General features: G+C 43.2%; 19 protein-coding genes, 1 tRNA gene and 3 pseudogenes. 9 read left to right on the top strand and 14 right to left on the bottom strand.

Annotation, left to right across the window (positions count from 1 at the left end):
* Positions 1 to 118, top strand: a pseudogene (locus RMY32_RS29685) (IS630 family transposase); the annotation flags it as partial.
* Between the two features lie 347 nt (positions 119 to 465).
* Here RMY32_RS29685 and RMY32_RS29680 read toward each other — a convergent pair.
* The 7 genes and pseudogenes from RMY32_RS29680 to aspS form a co-directional block, all read right to left on the bottom strand.
* Positions 466 to 1104: a histidine phosphatase family protein gene (locus tag RMY32_RS29680; RefSeq protein ID WP_322692410.1), complete on the bottom strand. Its 639-nt coding sequence runs from the start codon at positions 1102 to 1104 to the stop codon at positions 466 to 468.
* A 130-nt stretch (positions 1105 to 1234) separates the two neighbouring features.
* A complete protein-coding gene (locus tag RMY32_RS29675; RefSeq protein ID WP_322713209.1) occupies positions 1235 to 2119 on the bottom strand; it encodes a fructosamine kinase family protein in 885 nt (294 codons plus the stop codon).
* Between the two features lie 122 nt (positions 2120 to 2241).
* Positions 2242 to 3543: a pitrilysin family protein gene (locus tag RMY32_RS29670; protein ID WP_322713208.1), complete on the bottom strand. Its 1302-nt coding sequence runs from the start codon at positions 3541 to 3543 to the stop codon at positions 2242 to 2244.
* A gap of 334 nt (positions 3544 to 3877) precedes the next feature.
* Entirely contained in the window at positions 3878 to 4054 is a 177-nt protein-coding gene (locus tag RMY32_RS29665; RefSeq protein WP_322713207.1) for a hypothetical protein, read from the bottom strand.
* Positions 4055 to 4058: 4 nt separating this feature from the next.
* Positions 4059 to 4289: pseudogene (locus tag RMY32_RS29660) on the bottom strand (DUF3011 domain-containing protein); the annotation flags it as partial.
* A gap of 576 nt (positions 4290 to 4865) precedes the next feature.
* Positions 4866 to 5926: pseudogene (locus RMY32_RS29655) on the bottom strand (IS630 family transposase).
* A 293-nt stretch (positions 5927 to 6219) separates the two neighbouring features.
* Positions 6220 to 8007 carry an aspartate--tRNA ligase gene (gene aspS, locus RMY32_RS29650; RefSeq protein WP_322713206.1) on the bottom strand — a complete coding sequence of 596 codons (1788 nt, stop codon included), beginning with the start codon at positions 8005 to 8007 and terminating at the stop codon, positions 6220 to 6222.
* Positions 8008 to 8235: 228 nt separating this feature from the next.
* Between aspS and RMY32_RS29645 the strand changes: the two genes are divergently transcribed.
* Complete coding sequence (locus RMY32_RS29645) at positions 8236 to 9699, top strand: APC family permease (protein ID WP_322713205.1); 1464 nt, start codon at positions 8236 to 8238, stop codon at positions 9697 to 9699.
* A gap of 319 nt (positions 9700 to 10018) precedes the next feature.
* Here the strand turns inward: RMY32_RS29645 and RMY32_RS29640 are convergent, their stop codons facing one another.
* From RMY32_RS29640 to RMY32_RS29630, 3 genes are all read right to left on the bottom strand, one after another.
* Positions 10019 to 10669, bottom strand: a complete 651-nt coding sequence (locus RMY32_RS29640) for a hypothetical protein (RefSeq protein WP_322713204.1) — start codon at positions 10667 to 10669, stop codon at positions 10019 to 10021.
* A gap of 125 nt (positions 10670 to 10794) precedes the next feature.
* A complete protein-coding gene (locus RMY32_RS29635; RefSeq protein WP_322713203.1) occupies positions 10795 to 11553 on the bottom strand; it encodes an intradiol ring-cleavage dioxygenase in 759 nt (252 codons plus the stop codon).
* 75 nt (positions 11554 to 11628) lie between these two features.
* The gene (locus RMY32_RS29630; protein ID WP_322713202.1) at positions 11629 to 11898 is read right to left on the bottom strand and encodes a hypothetical protein; all 270 of its coding nucleotides are present in this window, start codon (positions 11896 to 11898) and stop codon (positions 11629 to 11631) included.
* Positions 11899 to 12047: 149 nt separating this feature from the next.
* Between RMY32_RS29630 and RMY32_RS29625 the strand changes: the two genes are divergently transcribed.
* Positions 12048 to 12731: a response regulator transcription factor gene (locus tag RMY32_RS29625; protein WP_322713201.1), complete on the top strand. Its 684-nt coding sequence runs from the start codon at positions 12048 to 12050 to the stop codon at positions 12729 to 12731.
* Positions 12728 to 14242 (top strand): ATP-binding protein, encoded by a 1515-nt coding sequence (locus RMY32_RS29620; RefSeq protein WP_322713200.1) that lies wholly within the window; start codon positions 12728 to 12730, stop codon positions 14240 to 14242. The genes RMY32_RS29625 and RMY32_RS29620 overlap by 4 nt, the downstream gene beginning before the upstream one ends.
* A 221-nt stretch (positions 14243 to 14463) precedes the next feature.
* Here the strand turns inward: RMY32_RS29620 and RMY32_RS29615 are convergent, their stop codons facing one another.
* Both RMY32_RS29615 and pyrE read right to left on the bottom strand, forming a co-directional pair.
* Entirely contained in the window at positions 14464 to 14793 is a 330-nt protein-coding gene (locus tag RMY32_RS29615) for a hypothetical protein (protein ID WP_322692398.1), read from the bottom strand.
* 16 nt (positions 14794 to 14809) lie between these two features.
* Positions 14810 to 15433: an orotate phosphoribosyltransferase gene (gene pyrE / locus RMY32_RS29610; RefSeq protein WP_322674736.1), complete on the bottom strand. Its 624-nt coding sequence runs from the start codon at positions 15431 to 15433 to the stop codon at positions 14810 to 14812.
* 106 nt (positions 15434 to 15539) lie between these two features.
* On the opposite strand from pyrE, the gene RMY32_RS29605 reads away from it, so the two are divergent.
* Complete coding sequence (locus tag RMY32_RS29605) at positions 15540 to 15974, top strand: hypothetical protein (RefSeq protein ID WP_322713199.1); 435 nt, start codon at positions 15540 to 15542, stop codon at positions 15972 to 15974.
* A 131-nt stretch (positions 15975 to 16105) separates the two neighbouring features.
* On the opposite strand, the gene RMY32_RS29600 is transcribed toward RMY32_RS29605, so the two are convergent.
* A tRNA-Ile gene (locus RMY32_RS29600) sits at positions 16106 to 16178 on the bottom strand.
* 296 nt (positions 16179 to 16474) lie between these two features.
* Here RMY32_RS29600 and RMY32_RS29595 point away from each other — a divergent pair.
* Positions 16475 to 17176, top strand: coding sequence for a hypothetical protein (locus RMY32_RS29595; RefSeq protein ID WP_322713198.1), 702 nt, complete (start codon positions 16475 to 16477; stop codon positions 17174 to 17176).
* 161 nt (positions 17177 to 17337) lie between these two features.
* Complete coding sequence (locus RMY32_RS29590) at positions 17338 to 18759, top strand: hemolysin family protein (RefSeq protein WP_322713197.1); 1422 nt, start codon at positions 17338 to 17340, stop codon at positions 18757 to 18759.
* A 91-nt stretch (positions 18760 to 18850) separates the two neighbouring features.
* On the opposite strand, the gene queC is transcribed toward RMY32_RS29590, so the two are convergent.
* Positions 18851 to 19525, bottom strand: a complete 675-nt coding sequence (queC, locus tag RMY32_RS29585; RefSeq protein WP_322713196.1) for a 7-cyano-7-deazaguanine synthase QueC — start codon at positions 19523 to 19525, stop codon at positions 18851 to 18853.
* A gap of 338 nt (positions 19526 to 19863) precedes the next feature.
* Here queC and RMY32_RS29580 point away from each other — a divergent pair, with 338 nt between their 5' ends.
* Both RMY32_RS29580 and RMY32_RS29575 read left to right on the top strand, forming a co-directional pair.
* Positions 19864 to 20946, top strand: a complete 1083-nt coding sequence (locus RMY32_RS29580) for a Gfo/Idh/MocA family protein (protein ID WP_094347283.1) — start codon at positions 19864 to 19866, stop codon at positions 20944 to 20946.
* Positions 20947 to 21411: 465 nt separating this feature from the next.
* Positions 21412 to 22044, top strand: coding sequence for a DedA family protein (locus RMY32_RS29575; RefSeq protein WP_322673702.1), 633 nt, complete (start codon positions 21412 to 21414; stop codon positions 22042 to 22044).
* The last annotated feature ends 214 nt before the right edge of the window (positions 22045 to 22258 follow it).

The raw sequence follows: 22258 nt of genomic DNA, 5'->3' as shown, positions 1-22258 counted from the left end.
CGAGCTTAACAAAATTGAGCGATGTTGGTCATGGTTAAAAAGCCGAATTCGTAAGCAAATAATTCAATTTGGCTGTCTGAGAGATGCGATGGAAGCTGTGCTTCACACAGCGGCTTAACCGCCTTGGCGGTTGCTATAGCTGATTGCCATACCCATATCTGATCGCTACAAGCAAGCGTTCATTCCAAAGCTTATGGTGTACTTCAGTTTGCAGATATTGAATACGGAATTTCTCACTTCCATCAAGTTTTGTCGAAGTACTAATTTGTCATCAATTGCAACCAGAAATTATTTATTTTTTATCCCAACGCCTACGGCGGGCGGTTACGCCATCGCTCTGAAGGCGGGCAAAACAGTGCCTTCCAGTTAAAAAAATATCCAATTGTAGGGGTGTAAAACCTTGTGCCCCTACAAATCTAGAAATCATTTGGGATAATTTATTTTTTGCAAATCCCTAAGAGACTATTATGTTCCCGGACGAGAGCGAATACGATCGGGTATATGATGGCGATCGCCTAATATTTCTAATAAGGGACCATTAACGTCAAATTTAACCATACTTACCGAGGCGACCAAAATATTCACCCGATAGCGATAGCGTCCCAAATCAATTCCCAGTAAACTGCAAAGCATAATCCGAATCGTGGCTTTATGAGAAACTACTAAAACATTACCTTGGGGATGTTTTTCTTGAATTTCAGCAATTACAGGCATAGAACGGTTAGCAATATCTACCGCAGTTTCTCCACCTAGTGGTGCATTCCAAGCTGGTTCTGTCACCCATTTTAGATAATTCTCTGCGTAATTCTCTTGAGCAAACGATTTACTCTTAGTTTCCCATTCGCCGTAACTACCTTCTCTAAGTCCGTCACGCAACTGCATATCTATACCGATAGCATCACAAAATGGCTTGGCAGTTGCAATTGTGCGTTTCATTGGGCTAACATAAACCCCTTCCCACTTCAATTGTTGATAAACATCGGCAAAAGCGGATGCCATCTCCATCCCCTCTGTTGTCAACTCCGCATCAGTTTCACCGCAGAAATTACCACTTTGACTAAAAGTAGTTTCTCCATGTCGCAGTAAATATAAATTGAGTGTCATAACTTGTATCGCGATTGGGATAAAGGAGTTTGTGCAAAGATAAACTACCATCATCTCGCAATCGAGTCTGTGACACCAGGACAAAGTAATCAACCCAAAAAAAAAGTCAATCAACCACAATCCCCATCCCTTATCGTAAAATCTGGTCAATCATCCTATTGGCTTGCGAATCGTAACTACCCCCAAATAAATTGAAGTGATTCAAAATGTGATACAGGTTATAAAGTGTTTTTCTCTGCTCATAGCCTAAATCTAACGGAAACACCTCGTTGTAACCTTTATAAAATGCTGCTGGGAACCCACCAAATAATTCTGTCATGGCGATATCAACTTCGCGATCGCCAAAATAAGTTGCTGGATCAAATATCACTGGTTCCCCCGATGCAGTACACCCAGCATTTCCACCCCATAAATCGCCGTGTACTAACGAAGGTTGCACCTGATGATTTGCCAATAGTTCCGGGATAGCTGTTAGTAACTTGTCTTGCTGGGGAAAATTACCTCCCCGCCGCCTTGCCAACTGAAATTGATAACCCAGGCGATGTTTAATATAAAATTCTGTCCAGTCTGCTGTCCAAGTATTGATTTGCGGCGTGGAACCAATAGTATTGTTAATTTTCCAACCAAAACCTTGACTGCTGCTCACTTTATGCATCGCTGCTAACTTGCGCCCCATTTCTTGCCATCGCGGAGCGTCTCGTAGAGAAGAATTGCTGTTACCGCTACCAAGTTCCAACCATTCCAGGACGATGTAGCTAGAATTCTCAGCAGTACCCCAGCAAATTGGTTTGGGGATGCGAATACTAGCTGTTGCGATCATTTGCTCTAAACCCAACGCCTCAGCTTCAAACATTGCAACTTGGGATGCAAGATTTTGTTTGACGAAGTAGGTTATCTCACCATTAGAGACAGCATAACCTTGGTTGATGCACCCGCCACCAACCGATCGCCTTTGCTGACTTTGAAATTTTTCGCCAGTCACCTGGCTAATATGGGTGTCGATTTGAGTCCACATGATTAAATAAAAGTTAGGAGTTATGAGTTATGAGTTAGAAGTAAGAAGCTAAATAAAAGTTAGGAGTCAGGAGTCACAATCATGGCTTTTTACTCATAACTCCTCACTCTTAACTCCTAACTCTAAAAGGGCTTGACAAAAACTACACCATAAGCATCTGGAGATAGATAATCTTTGGCTGCTTGCATCAAGTCTGTTGCATCTTGGCTCTGAATGATCGCTGGGTAGTTAAAGGCGGGTTCCAAATCTCCTACCAAAGATTGATAATAACCATACAACCCAGAGCGATCGCTTGGTGTTTCGTTGCCAAATATAAATTTGTTAGCTACTCGCCGCCGTATACGGGCAATTTCTGATTCTGTTATCAACTCTGTCTGTAGTTTGCTAATGTGTTGAGCGATCGCATTTTCTACAACTGGTAAATTTTCTACTGCGCATTTAGCGGAAATATAAAATACCCCTTGTAGCTCGTTGCTCATGTCGCTCACAGAAATTGAAGAAACTAATCCCCGTTCCTCCCGTAAATCCCTCACTAATCTTGATGTCCGTCCGTGTCCCAAAATTCCGGCTAAAACATCCAATCCATAGGTACGATCTAACTGAGTCATTCCGGGAACCCGCCAAACCATTACTAGTCTTGCTTGTTGCAGACTTTCATCAATAAATTCTTGACGAACAATTTCTGTAAATGGTGATTCAGGATTCAGTGACGAGTGGCTAGAGACGCGATTAATTGCGTCTGTAGTGGGCAATGGAGAGTTGCGAGTAACTTTTGTAAATCCTTCCGCAACTGTTGCAATTAATTCTTCCACGGGCAAATTGCCCACAGCCACAGCCGTAATTGATTGGGGTTGATACCAATTAGCATGAAAATCTCGCATCTGCTGCGGTTTAAGTCCGGCAATCACCGATTCTGGCCCCAATACCGCACGGCGATAGGGTAGATAATCAAAAGCTGTCTCCATTGCCCGCCGATATGTACGCCGCTGGGGATTATCCTCTGAACGCCTAATTTCTTCTAAAACTACCAATCGCTCGCGTTCAAAAGCATCATCAGGAATACTCGCATTTGATACTACATCTATTTGTAGTGGCGCAAGCTCGGCAAAATCTTTGGGGGCAGTAGTTATATAGTAATGAGTATAGTCTTGGCTAGTAGCGGCATTAGTAACAGCACCCCGTTCTTCAATTCGACGTTCAAACTCGCCGCTTGCCAGTCGTTCTGTTCCTTTAAAAATCATGTGTTCTAAAAAGTGAGCCATGCCGTTAATGGCATCAGGTTCGACAGCAGAGCCAACTTTTATCCATAAGTTGAGGTTTACGGCTTCAACTGGCATTTGCTCGGCAATGATTGTCAAACCATTGGGCAATTGGTGCAGCGTCGGAGCATTGAGACGGGGAAGTTTCCGCAGGGTTGAGGTCATTGCTACTTGTGTGTGAGGAGCATGTTACTCTCTTATCTTATCTGCGACTATAAAATAAACACTGCGATCGCTTCTCTACAAAAAAAGAAGCGATCGCATTAGCAAGATACGCAAAGAAGACTTGACAGCTTGTGTACTTCATCAACTTGAAATTAGCTGTATATACCCGAAACATCTATCCAAAGTTTTGAAACGCTAGATAAATGCCAACTAGACACGCACTCGAAAGCAATGTTTGATTAACATACATAGAAATCAATACCCTCTTAGAGTTGATAAGGGCTTTACTTATAAAAGTTAGCAGAAGTAAGTTTCTTAATTTCTGCTTAACTATCTATATTGATGCAATACCCAGTCTCCTATCTGTCATATCTGTCATATCTATCGTTTCGATCGTATCTGTCATATCTATCGTTTCTGCGATCGTATCTGTCATATCTATCATTTCGATCGTATCTGTCATATCTGTCGTTTCTGCGATCGCCAACTGAAAACTCAGCTCGGCAACCATTTTTCACCCAAATACGATTTCTCCGATAGCCCCAATTTCCTCTACAACTGGTGTTAGACAATTGCCTAACAAGCCTCACTCTGCCTCTTGAATTTACCGAACAAGTATTTCTTCGATTATTTTGGCTTGCACAAGTTATTATCTCGTCAGCTGAAGCTGGGGCAGCAAGACTCAAAAGTGTACCTATACTAAGACTGGCCGCGACAAAAGTCGCAGCAATTGTGGGAAGGCGCATAATCATAATAAAATGCTAGATTTATTCCAAATCTTAGAAACAAAAACTATAGTAATTCTAGCAAATTGCATTCAGAGCCAATGAATGAATCAGATTAAATGCAAAAAATATTTGCACTTTTAACTTCATCAAAGACAACAGCTTCTATCAAGCACCTAAGCATTGCAAGGGGTGGAACTATTCTTGTGCTACAATATCTATTTCAATCGTTTATACAAAAATTGATACTATTAATTTTTATAAAGCTTTAAGAGGTAAAAAACTATCTAGTTCAATTGGATATATTACATTTACAATCCATTATGTTGGGGAATTAATTTTAACTTCAGGAAGATTAGTAGCTTGCACTCTACTTGCTTGTTCTGATAGTGAAGCTTTTCAAAAGTCCTTACCAATTGCTAAATATTCTGTTTTATTAATTGTTGCTCTGTTAACTCTGTCACTGAGTTTTGAATATTAAAATAACGTGAGTTCGACGAGTGCTATTTTGATCTCTCCCCCAGCCCCTCTCCTACCGAGAGAGGGAAGCAAAAAGCTTCTAATCTTGTTATATCATGTTCGGTAAATGACTTATGATTAAGCTCCGATTTTAATCCACCAATGAAAACTAGTTAACCCTTGAATCAAATCTTGCTGTTGAAGTAAAGTTTGACAGCGATGAAATACAATTTCTTCCAAATCATTGAGGGTCTCAAATGTTTGATTGGCAATTGGTTCGTTAACTAAAGTCCACAATCTTTCAGCAGGTTGTAATTCGGGTGAATGAGAGGGTAAAAATGTCAAATGAAGCCCTTCGGGAAGCTCTAGGTTTTTACTGGTATGCCACCCAGCCTGATCCACAACTAAAAGAATGCGTTTATCAGCACCTAAACCGAATTCACGAGCAAAATCTGCTAAAACCTGGTTAAATAGTTTGGTATTTACGTAAGGAAGAATCCACCAATAACTTTCTCCGGTTTGGGGATGTAGAAATGCGTACAACCATAACCACTTGTATCTCCAGTTGACATTAGCGATTGGTGTTTCCCCTTCGGGAACATAAATTTGTCGAATGATTGGCTTGAGTCCTAAACGATGCTCATCCTCGCACCAAAGTTGAATTTCTGCATTCGGGTAAGTAGTTTTGAGTTGTTCAACTTCCGTAGCTAGTTTTTTTTCCAGGCTTCTTGCTCAAAGTAGTCACTTTCTGTATGACATGGGCGAGGTACTCTTAACCTAAAAGTCATCTGCCGTAATATCTCCCACCCTCTGTATCTACTAATCTTTGTCCCTGTAACTTCACTCAACCAATCTGCAACTTTTCGTCCATTCCATAATCCCCCATCTGGTGCTTTTGACTGCAAAACTTGCCATAGCTGCGCTTGATAGATGTCATCTATTAACGTTTTTGCTCCTTGATTTTGACTACGGCGATCGCCTATTCCACAGATGCCGAATTCGTTATACCTTTTCACCAATGCGTATATCCATGTTCTGCTATGGCCTGTAACTTCCTCAACCTCGTCAGTTTTTTTCCCCTGCGCTAATAACCATAAAACTTGATATTGACGACTTTCTAACGCATTTTTTGCCTGTCGATAAAGCTGTTCTAACTCCGAAATATTTAAATGCGTGGCTATGCTAATCCGTTTCGGCATATTTCATAATTTTTCTACCTACTTTTATCATAAGTGATTATACGAACATGATATTACTCCTCGCTCTCCCAAAAGGCGAGAGAGGCTGTCCGGGAGAGGTCTGTCGAACTCACGTTAAAATAATCAAATTGCAGTTGGATTATACAAGTAGTACTCCAACTCAAAGAGCGCAAAAGGTTTGTTTTGCTTCCAAAACACTGGGTGATAGAGCGCACCTTGGGTTGGCTTGTTTGGTATCGGCAACGAAACAAACGATATTGCTGTGTATGCCGCCTAATTTGGATAAAGTCGAGTTAAGACTTTGGTTTATAAGTCGAAGCAACGTGTAATTCTTTCAACTGTTTAGCATCTACACTCGAAGGCGCATCTGTTAACAAACAACGTGCTTGTTGTGTCTTCGGAAAAGCAATGACATCCCGAATCGATTCTTCGCCAGCTAGCAACATTACTAAACGATCTAAACCGTAGGCGATGCCACCATGCGGCGGTGTACCATATTCAAATGCTTCTAAGAGAAAGCCAAATTTACTTTGTGCTTCTTCAGGAGATAAACCGATCGCTTCAAACACTTGCTGTTGAATTTCTCGCTGATAAATCCGCAGACTTCCGCCACCAATTTCTACACCGTTGAGTATCAAGTCGTAAGCTTGGGCGCGTGCAGTTTTTAAGTCGCTCAAATCATCAGGATGTGGTGCTGTAAACGGATGATGTAGTGCTTCTAGGCGCTTTTCGTCAGCATTCCACTCAAACATCGGGAAATCTGTAATCCACAGTAAGTTAATTTTTTCGGGATCGATTAAGTTAAATTCTCTAGCGATCGCTTGTCGTAATCTATCTAAAGTTTTATTAACTGTAGCAGTTTCCCCTGCCCCAAACAACAGCAAATGTCCAGCTTTTGCACCTGTACGGCGCAAAATTTCTTGTTTTTGTTCTTCGCTTAAGTTGTCTTTAATCGCCCCAATGGTGTCAATTTCGTTATCATCTCTGACGCGGATAAAAGCTAAACCTTTAGCACCGGCTTCGCTAGCTTCTTTAAATAAATCGCCACCTGGTTTAATACGGACATTAGAAATTACATCGTTACCATTGGGAATGGGGAGGATTTTGACGATACCACCATTGGTAACAGTATCCCGAAAGACTTTGAAACCAGAGTCTTTGACGATATCTGAGACATCAACTAATTCCAAACCATAGCGTGTATCTGGTTTATCACTACCGTAGCGTTCCATCCCCTCAACATAAGTGAGACGGGGGAAAGGGCGCTGTAACTCAATGCCTTTAACTGTTTTGTAGATATGGCAAATTAAATTCTCATTTAGTTCGATAATTTCTTCTTGGGACATGAAGCTCATTTCCATGTCCAACTGCGTGAATTCTGGTTGTCTGTCGGCGCGTAAGTCTTCGTCACGAAAGCAACGGGCAATCTGATAATATCTATCTAAACCGGATACCATCAGCAATTGTTTAAATAACTGGGGTGATTGCGGCAAAGCATACCACTCACCAGGATTGACGCGACTGGGTAGAACATAATCCCGCGCTCCTTCTGGGGTAGAACGGGTAAGAATTGGGGTTTCGACTTCGATAAAACCTTCCAAATCTTCTAGATAACGACGCATGGCTTTGACAATTTGATGACGCAGTTGCAAATTTTGCGCCATACGTTCGCGTCGCAAATCCAAATAACGATATTTCAGCCGTAAGTCTTCCCGCACTGTTTCGGTGTCAGCTATAGAAACTTGGAAAGGTAACTGTTTACGAACAGCATTGAGTAGTTCAATGTTATCAGCGTAAATTTCCACCTCGCCTGTGGGGATGCGGGTATTTAACGATTCTTCAGGACGTTGTGTTACCCTACCAGTGATTTCGACAACATATTCATTTCGCAGGGCGTTCGCATATTCGTAAGAATCTGGGGTGCGTTGAGGATCGCTGACGATTTGGACAGTTCCAGAGCGATCGCGTAAATCTAAAAATATCACACCACCGTGATCGCGGCGACGGTCTATCCATCCGTAAAAGGTAACAGTTTCTCCAATATGTTCTTTTCGGAGTTCGCCGCAATAGTGAGTTCGCATAAGTCTTAGTTATTGTTTCCGGGCTAGATTAGCAAGAAAATGTCAAAGCCTTCCCATTATCTAGCATCAATAGTAATTGTAGTAGTTCTGGTGAAAGAAAAAATCAAATAATCTCACACTATATTAGGACTTACGGATTCACAGACTCACAGGATTTGGAGAATAAGTTGCGCTCATTTTTCCATTCATGGATGATAACCAGTATTAGCAAATAAACCACCCTTGGATATGACACCTGCAAAAAATTCTTCAAACGAATCCCCAAAGCTGCAACGCAATACACTGCAATTGCGCCATGCGCTCGTCATGGCAGTTGCTGCGATGTCTCCTGTGGGTGCCATCTTTTTTAATACCATTCCCCAAGCGGGACTCGTCGGTGCAGCAATGCCGTTGTGCTACATCATTGGTTTTGGGGTGGCTCTGCTGGTTGCTCATCAAATCAGCATACTTGCAGCCGAGTTCCCCACAAGTGGCTCATTGTATACCTTTGTGACTCAAGGATTAGGAGTACACTGGGGCTTTCTCGCTGGCTGGTTGAGTTTAATTTCCTTTGGTGTAGCTATTGCCTTTGTCTTTCTAGTAATGAGTGCGAATTTTCAAGATTTGTTGCTGCACTGGTTTGGCGTACACCTAAACTGGACATTATGGTATTGCTTGTTTGCTTTGATCGTCGGGGCAGTGTGTTATCGCGGCATTCGCTTCTCGCTGCAATTGGATCTGACGCTATTGATGTTTGAACTCGGCGTTTGTCTGTTGCTCGCGCTCATCGTGTTCATCCAAGCTGGCAAAACTGGACAACTGACGCTCGTACCCTTGACGCTGACAGGATTACCACAGCAGAGCAACCTGGTTGCGGGTGTTATTTTGTCCATCCTCAGTTTCGTCGGGTTTGAATCTGCAACCACGTTGGGTGAAGAAATTCAAAACCCTCGCCAGTCAATTCCAAAAGCGACGACGATCACCCTAGTCTTAGTCGGCGTGTTCTATGTGCTGATGTCATATGTGGCAACGGTGGGATATGGCATTCATAACATGGCAGCCTTTGCTCAAGATGCTGCCCCCTTCGATACGATTGCGCGTCACGTTTGGGGGAATGGGTTTGCCTTATTGATTGATTTTGCCGGAATTCTGGCTGGATATGCCTGTGCCGTTGCCTTTCTCAACGCTGCTGCTCGGATTGTCTATGCCATAAGTCGAGAAGAACTATTTCCCCGTTGGTTGATGCACATTCATCCTACCTATCACACACCGACAAATGCCATTCTCGCATTGTGTGGCAGTTCTGCGGTGGGGCTGGGGTTGGGAATGCTGTGGACACCGATTCAGGCGTTTGCCTTTCTGGGTACAGTTTTAACGCTCGCTGCCCTGGCGATCTATGGATTGACTAGTTTGGCGTGTTTTCGATATTTTTCGACAAAACGCCGCGCTCGGTTGGAGCGAAACTCTACGATTCGCTTTGGTTGGTTGCGTTATGTTCTGCTACCTTGGCTCTCGATAATCGTGATTACTGGTGTTATAGTTGGCACTCTTTATCCCCCTCCACCAGCGCCGCTTCACTTAGCACCAGTTGTCGTTTTAATTTGGCTATTCCTGGGCATTGGAATGTTAAGGTTCCTGCAAACTCACAAACCCGAAGCTATTCGTCAGGCAGGTAGACTATTTGTCGTTGATGAGACTGAAACCCTCAGTTGAAGAATGTACTACAGCCTCTTAATAAAAAGTAAAGACTTAGTACAATTTTGCGTAAAAGCGTAACGTTTTTAATGCAGAGGGATGCATTAACAATGCGGCCGACGCATTAACATTGTATCGGGATGCAATGGCATTGCAGGGGCACGCATTAACATTGTATCGGGATGCAATGGCATTGCAAGGGCACGCATTAACATTGTATTGGGATGCATTGGCATTGCAAGGTATCGCCAAATTTAATTCGCTACGAATTAATAAAATGCTGTGAATACTATAGGATTAACTTTTTGTCAATGCGTAAGTCCTAGATAATATTCAGTTATTTTGGTTGATTAGGACGGTTTTCTTGAGAAGAGGCTCCGCCATCGCCAGGAGGATGAGGTGGAACACCTAATGCGTCGATCAACTGTTGTTCAGTGACACCCAACTTTGTCGCTGCGGCTTTCAAATCAGGTCTGGGTGGGCGCTGAGTGCGATCGCCTGGATTTGGCGGATTGGCAGGAACTCCTAACGCATCCTTTAACTGTGTTTCTGTAACTCCTAACTTTGTCGCTGCGGCTTTCAAATCAGGTCTGGGTGGGCGTTGATTGCGATCGCCTGGATTTGGTGGATTAGCTGGGACTCCTAACGCCGCCTTTAACTGGGCTTCTGTAACTCCTAATTTGGTTGCTGTGGCTGCAAAATCAGGTCTGGGTGGGCGTTGATTGCGATCGCCTGGATTTGGTGGATTGGCTGGAACTCCTAACGCCGCCTTTAATTGGGCTTCTGTAACTCCTAATTTGGTTGCTGCGGCTGCAAAATCAGGTCTGGGTGGACGCGGCCGTTCGTTTGATGGTTCGTTGGGCGGTTGTTGCGCCTGTGCAATTCGCTCGAATTGATTAGCAGCATTTGCTTGATTGAGTGAAATCAAACCAAATGTGCCAACCAGAACAGGAATCGCTGTTACTACTAATACTCTACGAATATTCATTATCAACACTCAAAAGATAAATTGTTTACATTTCTGATTCAACTAACCCAAAATTACACTTCACCCTGGTTCTGAATTACAATTGTGTAATTTTTGTCATTTAAGCCCTAAGTCTTGTACTAAAATCATGTAATTCTCAGCCCAACATTAAAAGTTGCTGCGTAACCTTGTCCATTCTTGGTGAGCTTGAGCACCATTTGTTCGCCATCACCTTGAAAAATTCCGTCTTCAGCATTCTTCAGCGTGCGCTGTCCCTTGCTGGCATAAGGTGTCTGGGTATGTACCCGATCGGTGATCGAATCATCAAAATATAGCTGCGATGTAAACTCATAACGCTGCTTTGATGTTGCATCAGTGCGAACCTTAAAGTGAATATGGACGGTTCTGCCTTGATACCAACCAGGGTAAATGGTTGTGAACTGGACAGTTCCATTCACGTTGCTTACTTGATAGCCGCGCAAGAACTTTTGACCGACGGTACTAAAACTTTGGTCTGTCACATCTGAATAAACACCAAGTGCGTCACAGTGCCAAACATCTACGATCGCACCTGCAACTGGTGTACAGCCAGTAGTGCCAATTTGAGAAACTTGCAGTGTCAGAAGGAGTGGCACACCGTCTTTCACCGAACCATCCGCCGGATTGGAACGGATATCGGAGCGGTTAAGCTTCTCATCCACAAAATAAGGGCCTTCGGTCTGTTCTAGACTGACGACACAGGCAGGCAACGTAGCAGAATTGCTTGCAGATGAACTTGGGACGGCTAAACTAGACTTTCTTGGTATGCATCCAACTACAAGTATTGCCGTTCCGGCTGCCCTCAATAGAGCAAGTACATCTCTTCGACTGAAAATCAGATTTAATTGGCGATTTTTGTTGTTCATGATCGCAGTCCACCCTGCTTTTTAATTAATTGCGATCGCAGTAGTTTGGTAAGGCGAAATACAAAGGCGCTTCAATTAACGATTATTGTGTTCTACCCGGTTTTGAACTGCTTCTTGATTATGAGGTTGGGGACGTTGGGGAGTACGCTTTTTCTGATGTGGACGAAGTTTAGAATGTCTGATTTGTGGTTTTTCATCAGATATTTGCCGTTTGTTGGGCTGTTGTGAAATCTCGGCGTTCCGATGAGGTGGATTAGCGGCATTTGCCTGATTGGGTGCAACAAAACCGAATGTACCAATCAAAAAAGGAATTGCGGCTACAGCTAAGACTCGACGGATATTCATAAAAATCAACCTTCAAAAGCTGGGGTGTTCATATTTCTAATTGAGCCACCTCAAAATTACAGCTTTCCTATTTTCTAAATTACAGTTTTGTAATTTGAATAAAAAATAATTAATTTAGAATAGAAGAATATATGAATTAATAAAAGCTTGTGAACGTTCTGTTTGTCGAAGATGAAGCGAAAATTGCTAACTTTGTCCGGGCTGGATTAAAGGAGCAAGGATTTGTTGTAGACTACTGCGATAACGGTGATGACGGATATCTGCGGGCATTAGACAACGAATATGATGCGATCGTACTCGACATTATGATGCCGGGAAAAGATGGACTAGCGATTCTAAAACTGTTACGGCGGCAAGGTCGGAATGCTCCGGTGATTTTGTTGACGGCTCGGAATGAATTAGACGATCGCTTGCAAGGGCTAAATTTGGGAGCGGATGACTATATCGCTAAACCGTTTTTTGTGGAAGAATTAGCAGCTAGAATTCATGCCGTTGTGCGCCGGAGTGTGAGCGATCGCCAAAATCTACTTTGCGTTGGGCCGATCAAACTCGATCGCATCACTAGGGAAGTCACTTGCGATCGCCAAGCGATAGAACTCACCACCCGCGAGTTTAATCTTCTAGAATATATTATGCGTTCTCCCGGACGGGTTTTCACTCGTACCCAAATCCTAGAACACGTTTGGGGCTACGACTTTAACCCTAACACCAACGTTGTAGATGTTTGTATCCAACGAATTCGTAAAAAGATTGATCCCCTTGATGAAGCAGTCTGGATTGAAAGCATTCGAGGGGTTGGATATCGATTTCGCAAGCCAGATTCTCGATCGTGAAACTTCCTTCATTTCGACTCCGCATTGCTCTGTTGTCTGCGGCTCTAGCTGGCAGCACATTAGTCGGATTTGGCGCGGTTTCCTGGTTTCAGATTTACAATGCTAAGATTAGCCGCCTGGATGCAGAACTATTAAATCACTTGATGCGGGCAACTCCGAACTTCCCTCCACCAGAGGAACCTCCCGCTGGCGCAGCATCTTCTAGAAGAGAAAACTCGCGCGAGCGATCGCGATGGCAGTTTTACGAAGATTCCTTATCTTATGCTTTCGGAACCAATACAAAAACCCCTGTCGCCCTGGTGGTGCTGGACGCAAATAACAACATCCTTTATCAATCCAACTCCCTACCTACCGACCTTGAGGTAAATCGTCTGTTGCTGAAGCGTCTTGAGTTGACACCTCAACCACCGCCCCCGAAGAGAGAACCACCACCTTTACCCTCCACTACCAATCCATCCTTTGAGCGGCCACCACTGATTCGTCCACGCCCACCTCAATTTGTCACAGAGCGGACAACAACCGCAGTCTGGCGGATTGGGGCAGCTAAATTTCCCAATGCTCAGATTGCCATTGCCGTTAGCTTGCAAGCCGTAGATCGAGATATGGCTACCATTCGCAATATCTTCCTGGTTTCAATTCCGGGAGCGCTGCTGTTGGTTGCAGTGGGAGCATGGTTAGTTTCTGGTGGTGCTTTACGTCCCATCCGGCAATTAACAAGCGTAATTCAACAGGTAACTGTCAAAGGGCTAGATCAGCGAATTCCCATTGGGACAACTGATGTTGAATTTGTCGAACTGATTCAGGTGTTTAACCTGATGTTGTCACGCTTGGAACGTAGTTTTACCCAAGCTTCCCGTTTTAGTGGTGACGCGGCTCATGAACTGAAAACCCCACTGACTATTTTGCAAGGCGAACTAGAACGAACACTCCAACAAGTCGATCCCGGTAGTGAAGTACAACAGCGCTTAAGCAACCTGTTAGATGAGGTGCGCCGCCTGAGTGGAATTATGCGAAAACTCTTGCTGCTATCTCTGGCAGATGCCGGAAAAATGAGCTTGTATCTGGTTGAAGTGGATATGTCTGAGTTGCTAATGGAGATGCTAGAAGATGTGGAAATGCTAGCTCCCCATTTGACTGTGGAAACTGACTTTACTGATAAATTGCGGGTAAAAGGCGATCGCGATCTTTTAATTCAAATTTTGCAAAACCTATTTAGCAATGCAATTAAATACAATCTCGCCAACGGCTGGATACAAATTCGCGCTCATCAAACTCCAACAACTCTTCACGTCACCATTGTCAATACATCAAAAGATATTCCACTCAGCGATCGCGATCGCATTTTTGACCGATTTTATCGCGGCGATCCCTCACGTAACCGCAAGGTAGAAGGAATCGGACTAGGACTGAGCCTAGCCCGAGAAATTGCCAGGGCACATCGTGGCAACCTTACCCTTGATTTAACACCTTCTGGTCAAACAGCATTCACCCTCACCTTACCGATGAAGTAATCCCTCTTTTGTTACTACAATAAGCCGGAAAAAGTAATACCAATTTGAAAAAAGAATGCAACAAACACACCATTTGTAGAGACGCGATTCATCGCGTCTTTACCCAAGAATGTGTTGCAATCATTAATTGAATCGGTATAAGTACACAAACCCCCTTGAAAAGTTTTCCAGGAGGGTTTTTTTGATTTATTTAGAGCGATCGCACAAGCTCATTGCATTGATTAATTCAAAGCATCAGCAATCTTAATCCCAAGATGCTGCAATGCTTTTTCTTTGACAAATTCAGCTGCACTACGAGCCGATTCCGCCAAAATAGTATCAGTGTTTGGAGTCAACTTCAGCGCTCCTCCCAGATATCCCAAAGCTTTACAATAATCATCAGTCAAGTTAGTAGATGCCAGTCTCTTTACAGTTTGATAATCGCCACTCTGAAAAGCTGTTAACGCTTTGTGGTGTAAATCATTTTCTGGCTTTCCTAGTACTTCAAGAATTGCGCTCACAGCTTTATCAACTTTTTCTTGTGTTAGTTCTGTGGATACTGTTGCTTGCATATTTATCTCCTTTTGTTTATGAATTTGCAAGTTGTCGGTAGCGTTCTTGAACTTCCTGAATCGAAAACAAAGTTTCAAACTTCAACCCCGCTGACTGGTACAACTCACCTCCCCCTTGTTGTCGATCTACCAGTGAAATTACTTGATTTACGGTATAACCTGCATCCTTAAGACGCTCAACCGCTTTTAGAGCAGATTGCCCAGTTGTGACTACATCTTCCAAAACTACTACTTTTGCGCCCTCTGGTAAACTGGGGCCTTCTATATAAGCTTTTGTTCCATAACCCTTGGCTTCCTTGCGAATAATCAGCGCTGGTATTGGGCGGTTTTCATAAACAGAAACTATACTCACTGCTGTCACAATTGGATCGGCTCCCATTGTTAAACCACCTACAGCCTGTGTATCTACAGGTAATAAAGGAAATAGTAATCTTCCGACTGCTAAAGCACCTTGAGGATGGAGTGTTACCTGTGTCTTATTGACGTAATAAGAACTACGCAGCCCAGAAGATAAGAGAAAATCACCCTCTTGATAAGCAAGTTGGCAAAATAAATCTAGTAACTTGTGGCGTAAAGTGGTCAAATCCGAAGTGGTTGCCCAAATATCTGAATGGGTAAGAGTTTCAGTAGGATACGTCATTACAAAACATTAAAAGTTGTGCTACACCAAAGGTTGAACTCATCAGAGTTCTGAACTTCAGCATAAATTAAGATTTGCCTAAAGCAAAAGTTGAGGAGTCAAAAACGTGCGTATAAAATGTAAAACCTTTAGTGGTTTATTGGTGCTACTTGCTGCTGGTATTGCTTTTCCGTCTATTGCATCTGCCCAAACGGCAACACCCAATTCTGAAACTATGAATGATGTATTTGAACGAGCTTATTTTCGTCACGATCGCAATTTCTACGAAAATACTAGCAGCCTCAAGCGTCAGCTAGACTCATTTTTCGGATCTGGTTCTAGTTTTGGTGGTTCCTTCCCAGAAAATGAAATTGCCCGCGACGCTAACTTGATTAATACTTTATATCATGATGCCCTGACTCAGCAAGTTGGCAACGATCCTTATATTCGTACTCCTGATTTACCAAATCCTTATGACACATCGTTGCTCGTGTCTCCTCGCTATAGCAACAAACTCAAAGTAGGAACAGAATTCAGGTTTGAAACATTACCATCTCGGTAAGATTGGGGAGTGAGGAAGGGAATAGGGTACAGCTTACAGGGTACAGATTATTCTCTATCACCTGTCACCTGTCACCTGTCACCTCTCCCCTGTCACCTAATTCCGTCTATTACTATTTTTTAATGATTCAGTGCGCCCTGCTGGAATCGAACCAGCCTGAAGACGAATTATGAGTTCGTTGCCTCCCCAATCGGCCAAAGGCGCTTGTTTTTTGGGTTGTGGGTTGCTACGAGAAAATTACTTCAACTCTTAGGTCAACCTGATTTACTAATTTTAGAGCGAGCAAAATACCTCGCACACTGAGTTTAGCCAATTCCATGAATATAGCACAAATTTACCACGTGTGAATACTGGACAATAGTTTATTAGATTTTTATACTACATAATTTGATCATAGATATAGTGCAAACTAATATTGATTAAGTTCCTTTCAGAATTGAGGTCAAAAGCTTCACTATTCTTAAATAGACCAGCATTCTTATTGTGATAGCTTGTCAGCGATGAAAATAAATTCTACTGTATTTCTTACTTTGATTTTGTTAATTCTGATGATGGGAGCAGGTTCTGTGAGCGCGTTTTTGGGCTTTGAACTGGGGAGTTCAGCACTTAAAGGCGTGACTGCACCAGATGGGCGTCCTACAACAAAATTTGCCAGCAATAAGGCAAATAGCTCTCAACAGGGAGGGCTAGTGCTATTAAAAGAGGAAGAAATTCTGAAAATAGTCAAGGCGCGAATTGAGGGTAAGACCAAAGCCGCTAAATCGGAAAAGCCCGAAGAAGATGATGAAGAAACTAATAGCAGCAAGCAGAAGCCAGAGGAAAAACCCCCAGAAGTAGTTGAAGAAAAGCCCCTACCAGGTTTTCCGGTTACAGCCCAAAGTCAGGGTGTAACAATGACTGTGCAATCTGCTCGCTACTCTGGTGGTGATTTACTACTGAAAGTGAAAATGCAGAACAAAGGTAAGGATTCTGTGCGCTTCTTGTATAGTTTTTTAGATGTTACTGATGACAAAGGACGAACCCTGAGTGCAAGTACAGAGGGTTTACCAACAGAATTGCCTGTAAATGGGCCAGCATTTTCAGGTACAGTGAGCATTCCTACAGCTTTACTTGATGATGTCAAGAAAATATCACTTGCTCTCACTGATTATCCCGCTCAACAATTGAAGCTTGAGGCATCGAATATTCCTGTAGAAAGGTAGGAGAGGACTGGGGACTGGGGACTGGGGACTGGGGGCTGGGGATTGGGGACTGGGGACTGGGGACTGGGGGCTGGGGACTGGATAATAAGAAATAAATATTTAGGAATACTTTTTCATTACCTAATACCCAATACCCAATACCCAGTCCCCAATCCCCCTAAATGGAGGGCGTGAGTTTTACACGAGCTTTGGTGGTGAGTGGTTTTCCTAATTTAAGTTTGATAGAAGTGGCGCTGCGGTTGTTGTCAGTGTTACTACTGATTGCCATAAATGCCTTTTTTGTAACGGCGGAGTTTTCGATGGTGAGCGTGCGGCGATCGCGTATTCACCAGCTAGTTAAGGCTGGGGATATTCCCGCGATCGCTGTAGAAATGTTACAACGCAGTATTGACCGACTGCTATCTACCACCCAGTTAGGCATTACCCTCTCTAGTTTGGCACTGGGATGGATTGGCGAAAGTACGATTGTTGTGCTGGTGAAGGCCTGGTTGAGATCCTGGCCTTTACCCAGTGGGATGACTACCTTCCTCGCCCATTCCCTATCAATTCCGATCGCCTTTTTCTTAATTGCCTATTTGCAAATTGTGATCGGAGAACTATGTCCCAAATCCTTAGCCATGCTGTACTCAGAACAGCTAGCGAGGTTTTTGGGGCCTTTGGTAAAAGCGATCGTGCGTTTTTTTGGCCCCTTCATCTGGATTCTTAACCAATCAACTCGTTTTTTATTACGGATTTTTGGCATCCAATACACAGGCCAAGGCTGGCGACCGCCTGTAACTCCCGAAGAATTACAACTGATTATCTCTACAGAATGGGGGTCTACTGGTTTACAGCGTGCAGAGCGAGAATTGCTCAATAATGTCTTTGAGTTTGGGGATGTCATGGCGCAAGATGTGATGATCCCGCGCACCAGTATTATCACACTGCCAAAAGATGCTAGCTTCCAGACATTACTCAGGGAAATGGCTTCTACTGGTTACTCTCGCTATCCGGTGATTGGTGAATCTTTAGACGATGTTCGCGGTATTGTTTATTTTAAAGATTTGGCACAACCTTTGGCAGTCGGAAACCTCAGTTTAGAGACACAGATCCAACCTTGGATGCGTCCCGCCCGGTTTGTTCCAGAACACACGCCCTTGAGTGAACTTTTGCCCATGATGCAGCAAGAGAAACCCGCTATGGTGATGGTAGTGAATGAATTTGGCTCTACTGTAGGACTAGTGACAATCAAAGATGTGATTGCCGAAATTATTGGCGATTCCAGCGAACCTGAGAGCAACGACGACTTGCTGATTCAGATGTTAGATGAGCATAAATTTTTAGTGCAAGCACAAATCAGCCTTGAAGACCTCAACGAAGTTTTGCATCTCAATTTGCCCCTGACCAGAGAATATCAAACACTAGGGGGCTTTTTGCTGTATGAGTTACAGAAAATTCCGGCCAAAGGCGAAATCTTTTGTTATCAAAATCTCGAATTTACCGTGATATCAATTGTTGGCCCGCGCCTGCATCAAATTCAACTGCGACGGTTAGAGGAAGAGGGGAGAGCAGAGGAGCAGGGGAGCAGAGGGGCAGGGGAGTAAGAATTTTAGATTTTAGAATTTGGATTTTAGATTGAAATTTAATCCAAAATTGTCAATCCAAAATCTAAAATTGAATTGTCCAATGCCTCTACTATGCATACGCCACTGGATCGACAAGTCCCAATTCGGCAAAAGCTGCTAGCCGTAAGCGACAAGAATCACACACACCACAGGCAACATCTCCACCTGTATAGCAAGACCAAGTTAATTCCCAAGGAACTCCCAATTGATTCCCCAGTTGGATGATTTCGGTTTTTTTCAGGTTGATTAGGGGTGCAACAATCTTAATTGGTTGTCCCTCACGCCCTTGTTTAGTTCCCAAGCGAAAAACTTCTTGCATTGCTTGGATATAGTCGGGGCGACAATCAGGATATCCTGAGTAATCAAGGGCATTAACGCCGATATAGACGCGCTCTGCGGCGATCGCTTCGGCGTAACTAAGAGCAAAGCTTAAAAAGATGGTATTACGAGCCGGAACATAAGTGACAGGAATATTTTGAGACATTTCATCCAGCGATCGCTCTTGGGGTAAATCAATGGCATTATCGGTAAGGGCCGAACCGCCCCATTGTCGTAAGTCAAAGTTAACTACCTGATGTTTTGCGATCGCTGCTTTTTGAGCGACACTGAACGCTGACTGTAACTCTCGTCGATGTCGCTGCTGGTAATCAAAGGAAATAGCATGACATTCACAGCCATCAGCTTGAGCTTTGTACAGAATTGTGGAAGAGTCCAATCCCCCAGATAACAAAATTACAGCTTTCATCTCGGTTGCAAATTTTGGATTTCAAATCACTGCATCAAACCTTAACAAGACGCCAGAAAGCGATGCCAAGGATAATTTATACTTAAGTTGTACTGAAACGTTTAAAGTTAATAAAAATACATATATTTTTGGAGAAAGTGCAAAATCCAAAGCAAACTCGAAATATCTATACAAAAGATATTTAGATTACGGGAACCGATCGCAAACTTTGAAATTCTTCATAAACATAGGCTCTATGTTACCATCTGGATGGTTTTAGACGGATCGTAACCGGCTTTCGAGTATAAACGCCAACGGCCGTAGCGTCTCTAAATTTGGTGGTTGAGGAGAGAATAATAGTGCAAAATAGCATGTCAGTGGCAGAACCGAATCCATATACACAGCGCAACCAGCCACGACCAATCCGCATAGGCGTGATTGGAGTGGGTAACATGGGACAACACCACGCTCGCGTGCTGAGTTCAATGAAAGATGTTGAACTAGTCGGAGTGGCAGATATTAACGTCGAGCGAGGATTAGAAACTGCCAGCAAGTACAAGGTGCGTTTTTTTGAAGATTATTGCGATCTGCTACCCCTTGTGGAAGCAGTTTGTGTAGCTGTTCCCACCCGTCTGCACTATGCCGTGGGCATCAACTGTCTGTTAGCGGGAATTCATGTTTTGATTGAAAAACCGATCGCAGCCAGTATTTCTGAGGCAGAGTCTTTAGTAAATGCCGCAGCTGAGTCTGGATGTATCCTGCAAGTAGGTCATATTGAGCGTTTTAACCCAGCTTTTAAAGAACTGAGCCAAGTTCTAAAAACAGAGGAATTGCTGGCGCTAGAAGCCCACAGAATGAGTCCTTACTCAGATCGGGCAAACGATGTTTCAGTTGTGCTGGATTTAATGATCCATGACATCGATCTACTTTTGGAATTAGCTGCTTCCCCAGTCACAAAATTGACTGCTAGTGGCACTCGCTCCCTAGACTCTGGTTATTTAGATTACGTAACCGCCACCTTGGGGTTTGCCAATGGTATTGTTGCTACTCTGACTGCTAGTAAAGTCACTCACCGCAAAATTCGCCGAATTGTCGCCCATTGCAAAAATTCATTTACTGAGGCAGATTTTCTCAAGAATGAAATTTTGATTCACCGACAAACGGCTGCCAATTCTCTCACCGACCACCGACAAGTACTTTACAGGCAAGATGGTGTAATTGAAAAAGTCTACACCAGCAATATTCAACCCCTAAGTGCAGAATTAGAACATTTTGTCAACTGCGTACACGGTGGCAATCAACCTTCAGTAGGTGGCGAACAAGCTCTTAAAGCCTTGAGACTTGCAAGTTTAATTGAGCAGATGGCGCTGGAAGATCGAGTTTGGAATCCCTTAGACTGGCAATCGGAACCAAGGGTACAATCTTTGACTCCCACAGCCTAGAAGAATAGGAGACAAGGGGGACAAGGGGGACAAGGTGAAATTTTCTCCCTTCTCTCCCGGTGCTACCCCACAGTCTCAACTTCAGCAGAAAACCTAGAATATGTTTTTAAATTTGCCATCAAATCTTTAGATCCTTCCTAGTCCCTTTAAAAAAGCAGGCTAAGGGGGATCTAAAAAATTAGAAAACAAAACCTAGTAGTTCGTTTGATTAATTTTGTGAGGTTTGTAGTGAGCGATAAATCGTTCAATCTCAAAGGTAGAGCTACTTACGAACTTTTATAACTCTCAACATTAATGAAACAGACACCTAGCTTCTACTTGTCTGACTCTGTTTTTCAGTTGTGATGGCAATTTTTAGTGCAGCCAAATTCCCTTGACTGTAGCAAGCGAGAATAATTACCCTTTAAAAAAGCTAAAGCTGAATTTAGCAACAAGACTAGTCCAGCAATTTCAGGAATTGACTCAATGCTTGAATGGATAACTAATACTATCAACTATTTTGGCTATTGGGGAATCGCCTTACTAATGTTTTTAGAGAACCTTTTTCCCCCCATTCCTTCAGAATTGATTATGCCACTGGCTGGATTTACAGCAAGTCCATATCAACCAGGAGAGGCAAAGCTGAATATTATTGGTGTATTTTTCGCAGGACTTTTGGGTTCTGTATTGGGCGCACTTATTTGGTACTATCCGGGTAAGTTTTTGGGTGAAATCCGTTTGAAAGCTTGGGCTGACAAGTATGGCAAATGGCTAGCTATATCCAGTAAAGATATTACCAAGGCCAAAGAGTGGTTTGACCGACAAGGTAGAACAGCAGTATTAATTGGTCGTCTTGTGCCAGGAATCCGCACCTTGATTTCTGTTCCCGCAGGTATTAGCAATATGCCTTTGCTACCATTTTTGGTTTACACAACATTAGGTAGCGCTGCTTGGGTGGGTTTGTTAACATACTCAGGATACATATTGGGTAGTCAGTATGAACTTGTGGACAAGTACCTTGCTCCTGTATCTAAAATCGTGCTTGGCGGTTTGGTTCTAGCATTTGTTTTCTGGATATTCAAGCGCCAGTTAAGACGCACTAGACGCACTAGAAGATGAAACACGGACGCTTTTGGTTTGAAAGCAGTGAAAGCAGGGGTTACATCTGGCCAAAATTCGCCTACACTATGCCAAATAATACTAGATGTGCGTTGGCAGAGCTTACCAGAGGTATCGCCGGAATTAATTTTTGGCGTATTTCTAGCTACACTTGACGCAACCTAGAATTTCTGGTTGCTCGCATTTTTGTAAGATGAGCATGACAACTTTTTAC

The sequence above is a fragment of the Nostoc sp. ChiSLP03a genome (assembly GCF_034531215.2).
GTDB lineage: Bacteria > Cyanobacteriota > Cyanobacteriia > Cyanobacteriales > Nostocaceae > Nostoc.
Note: the sequence above shows the minus strand (reverse complement) of the source record. Positions and strands in the feature narration are given on the sequence as shown.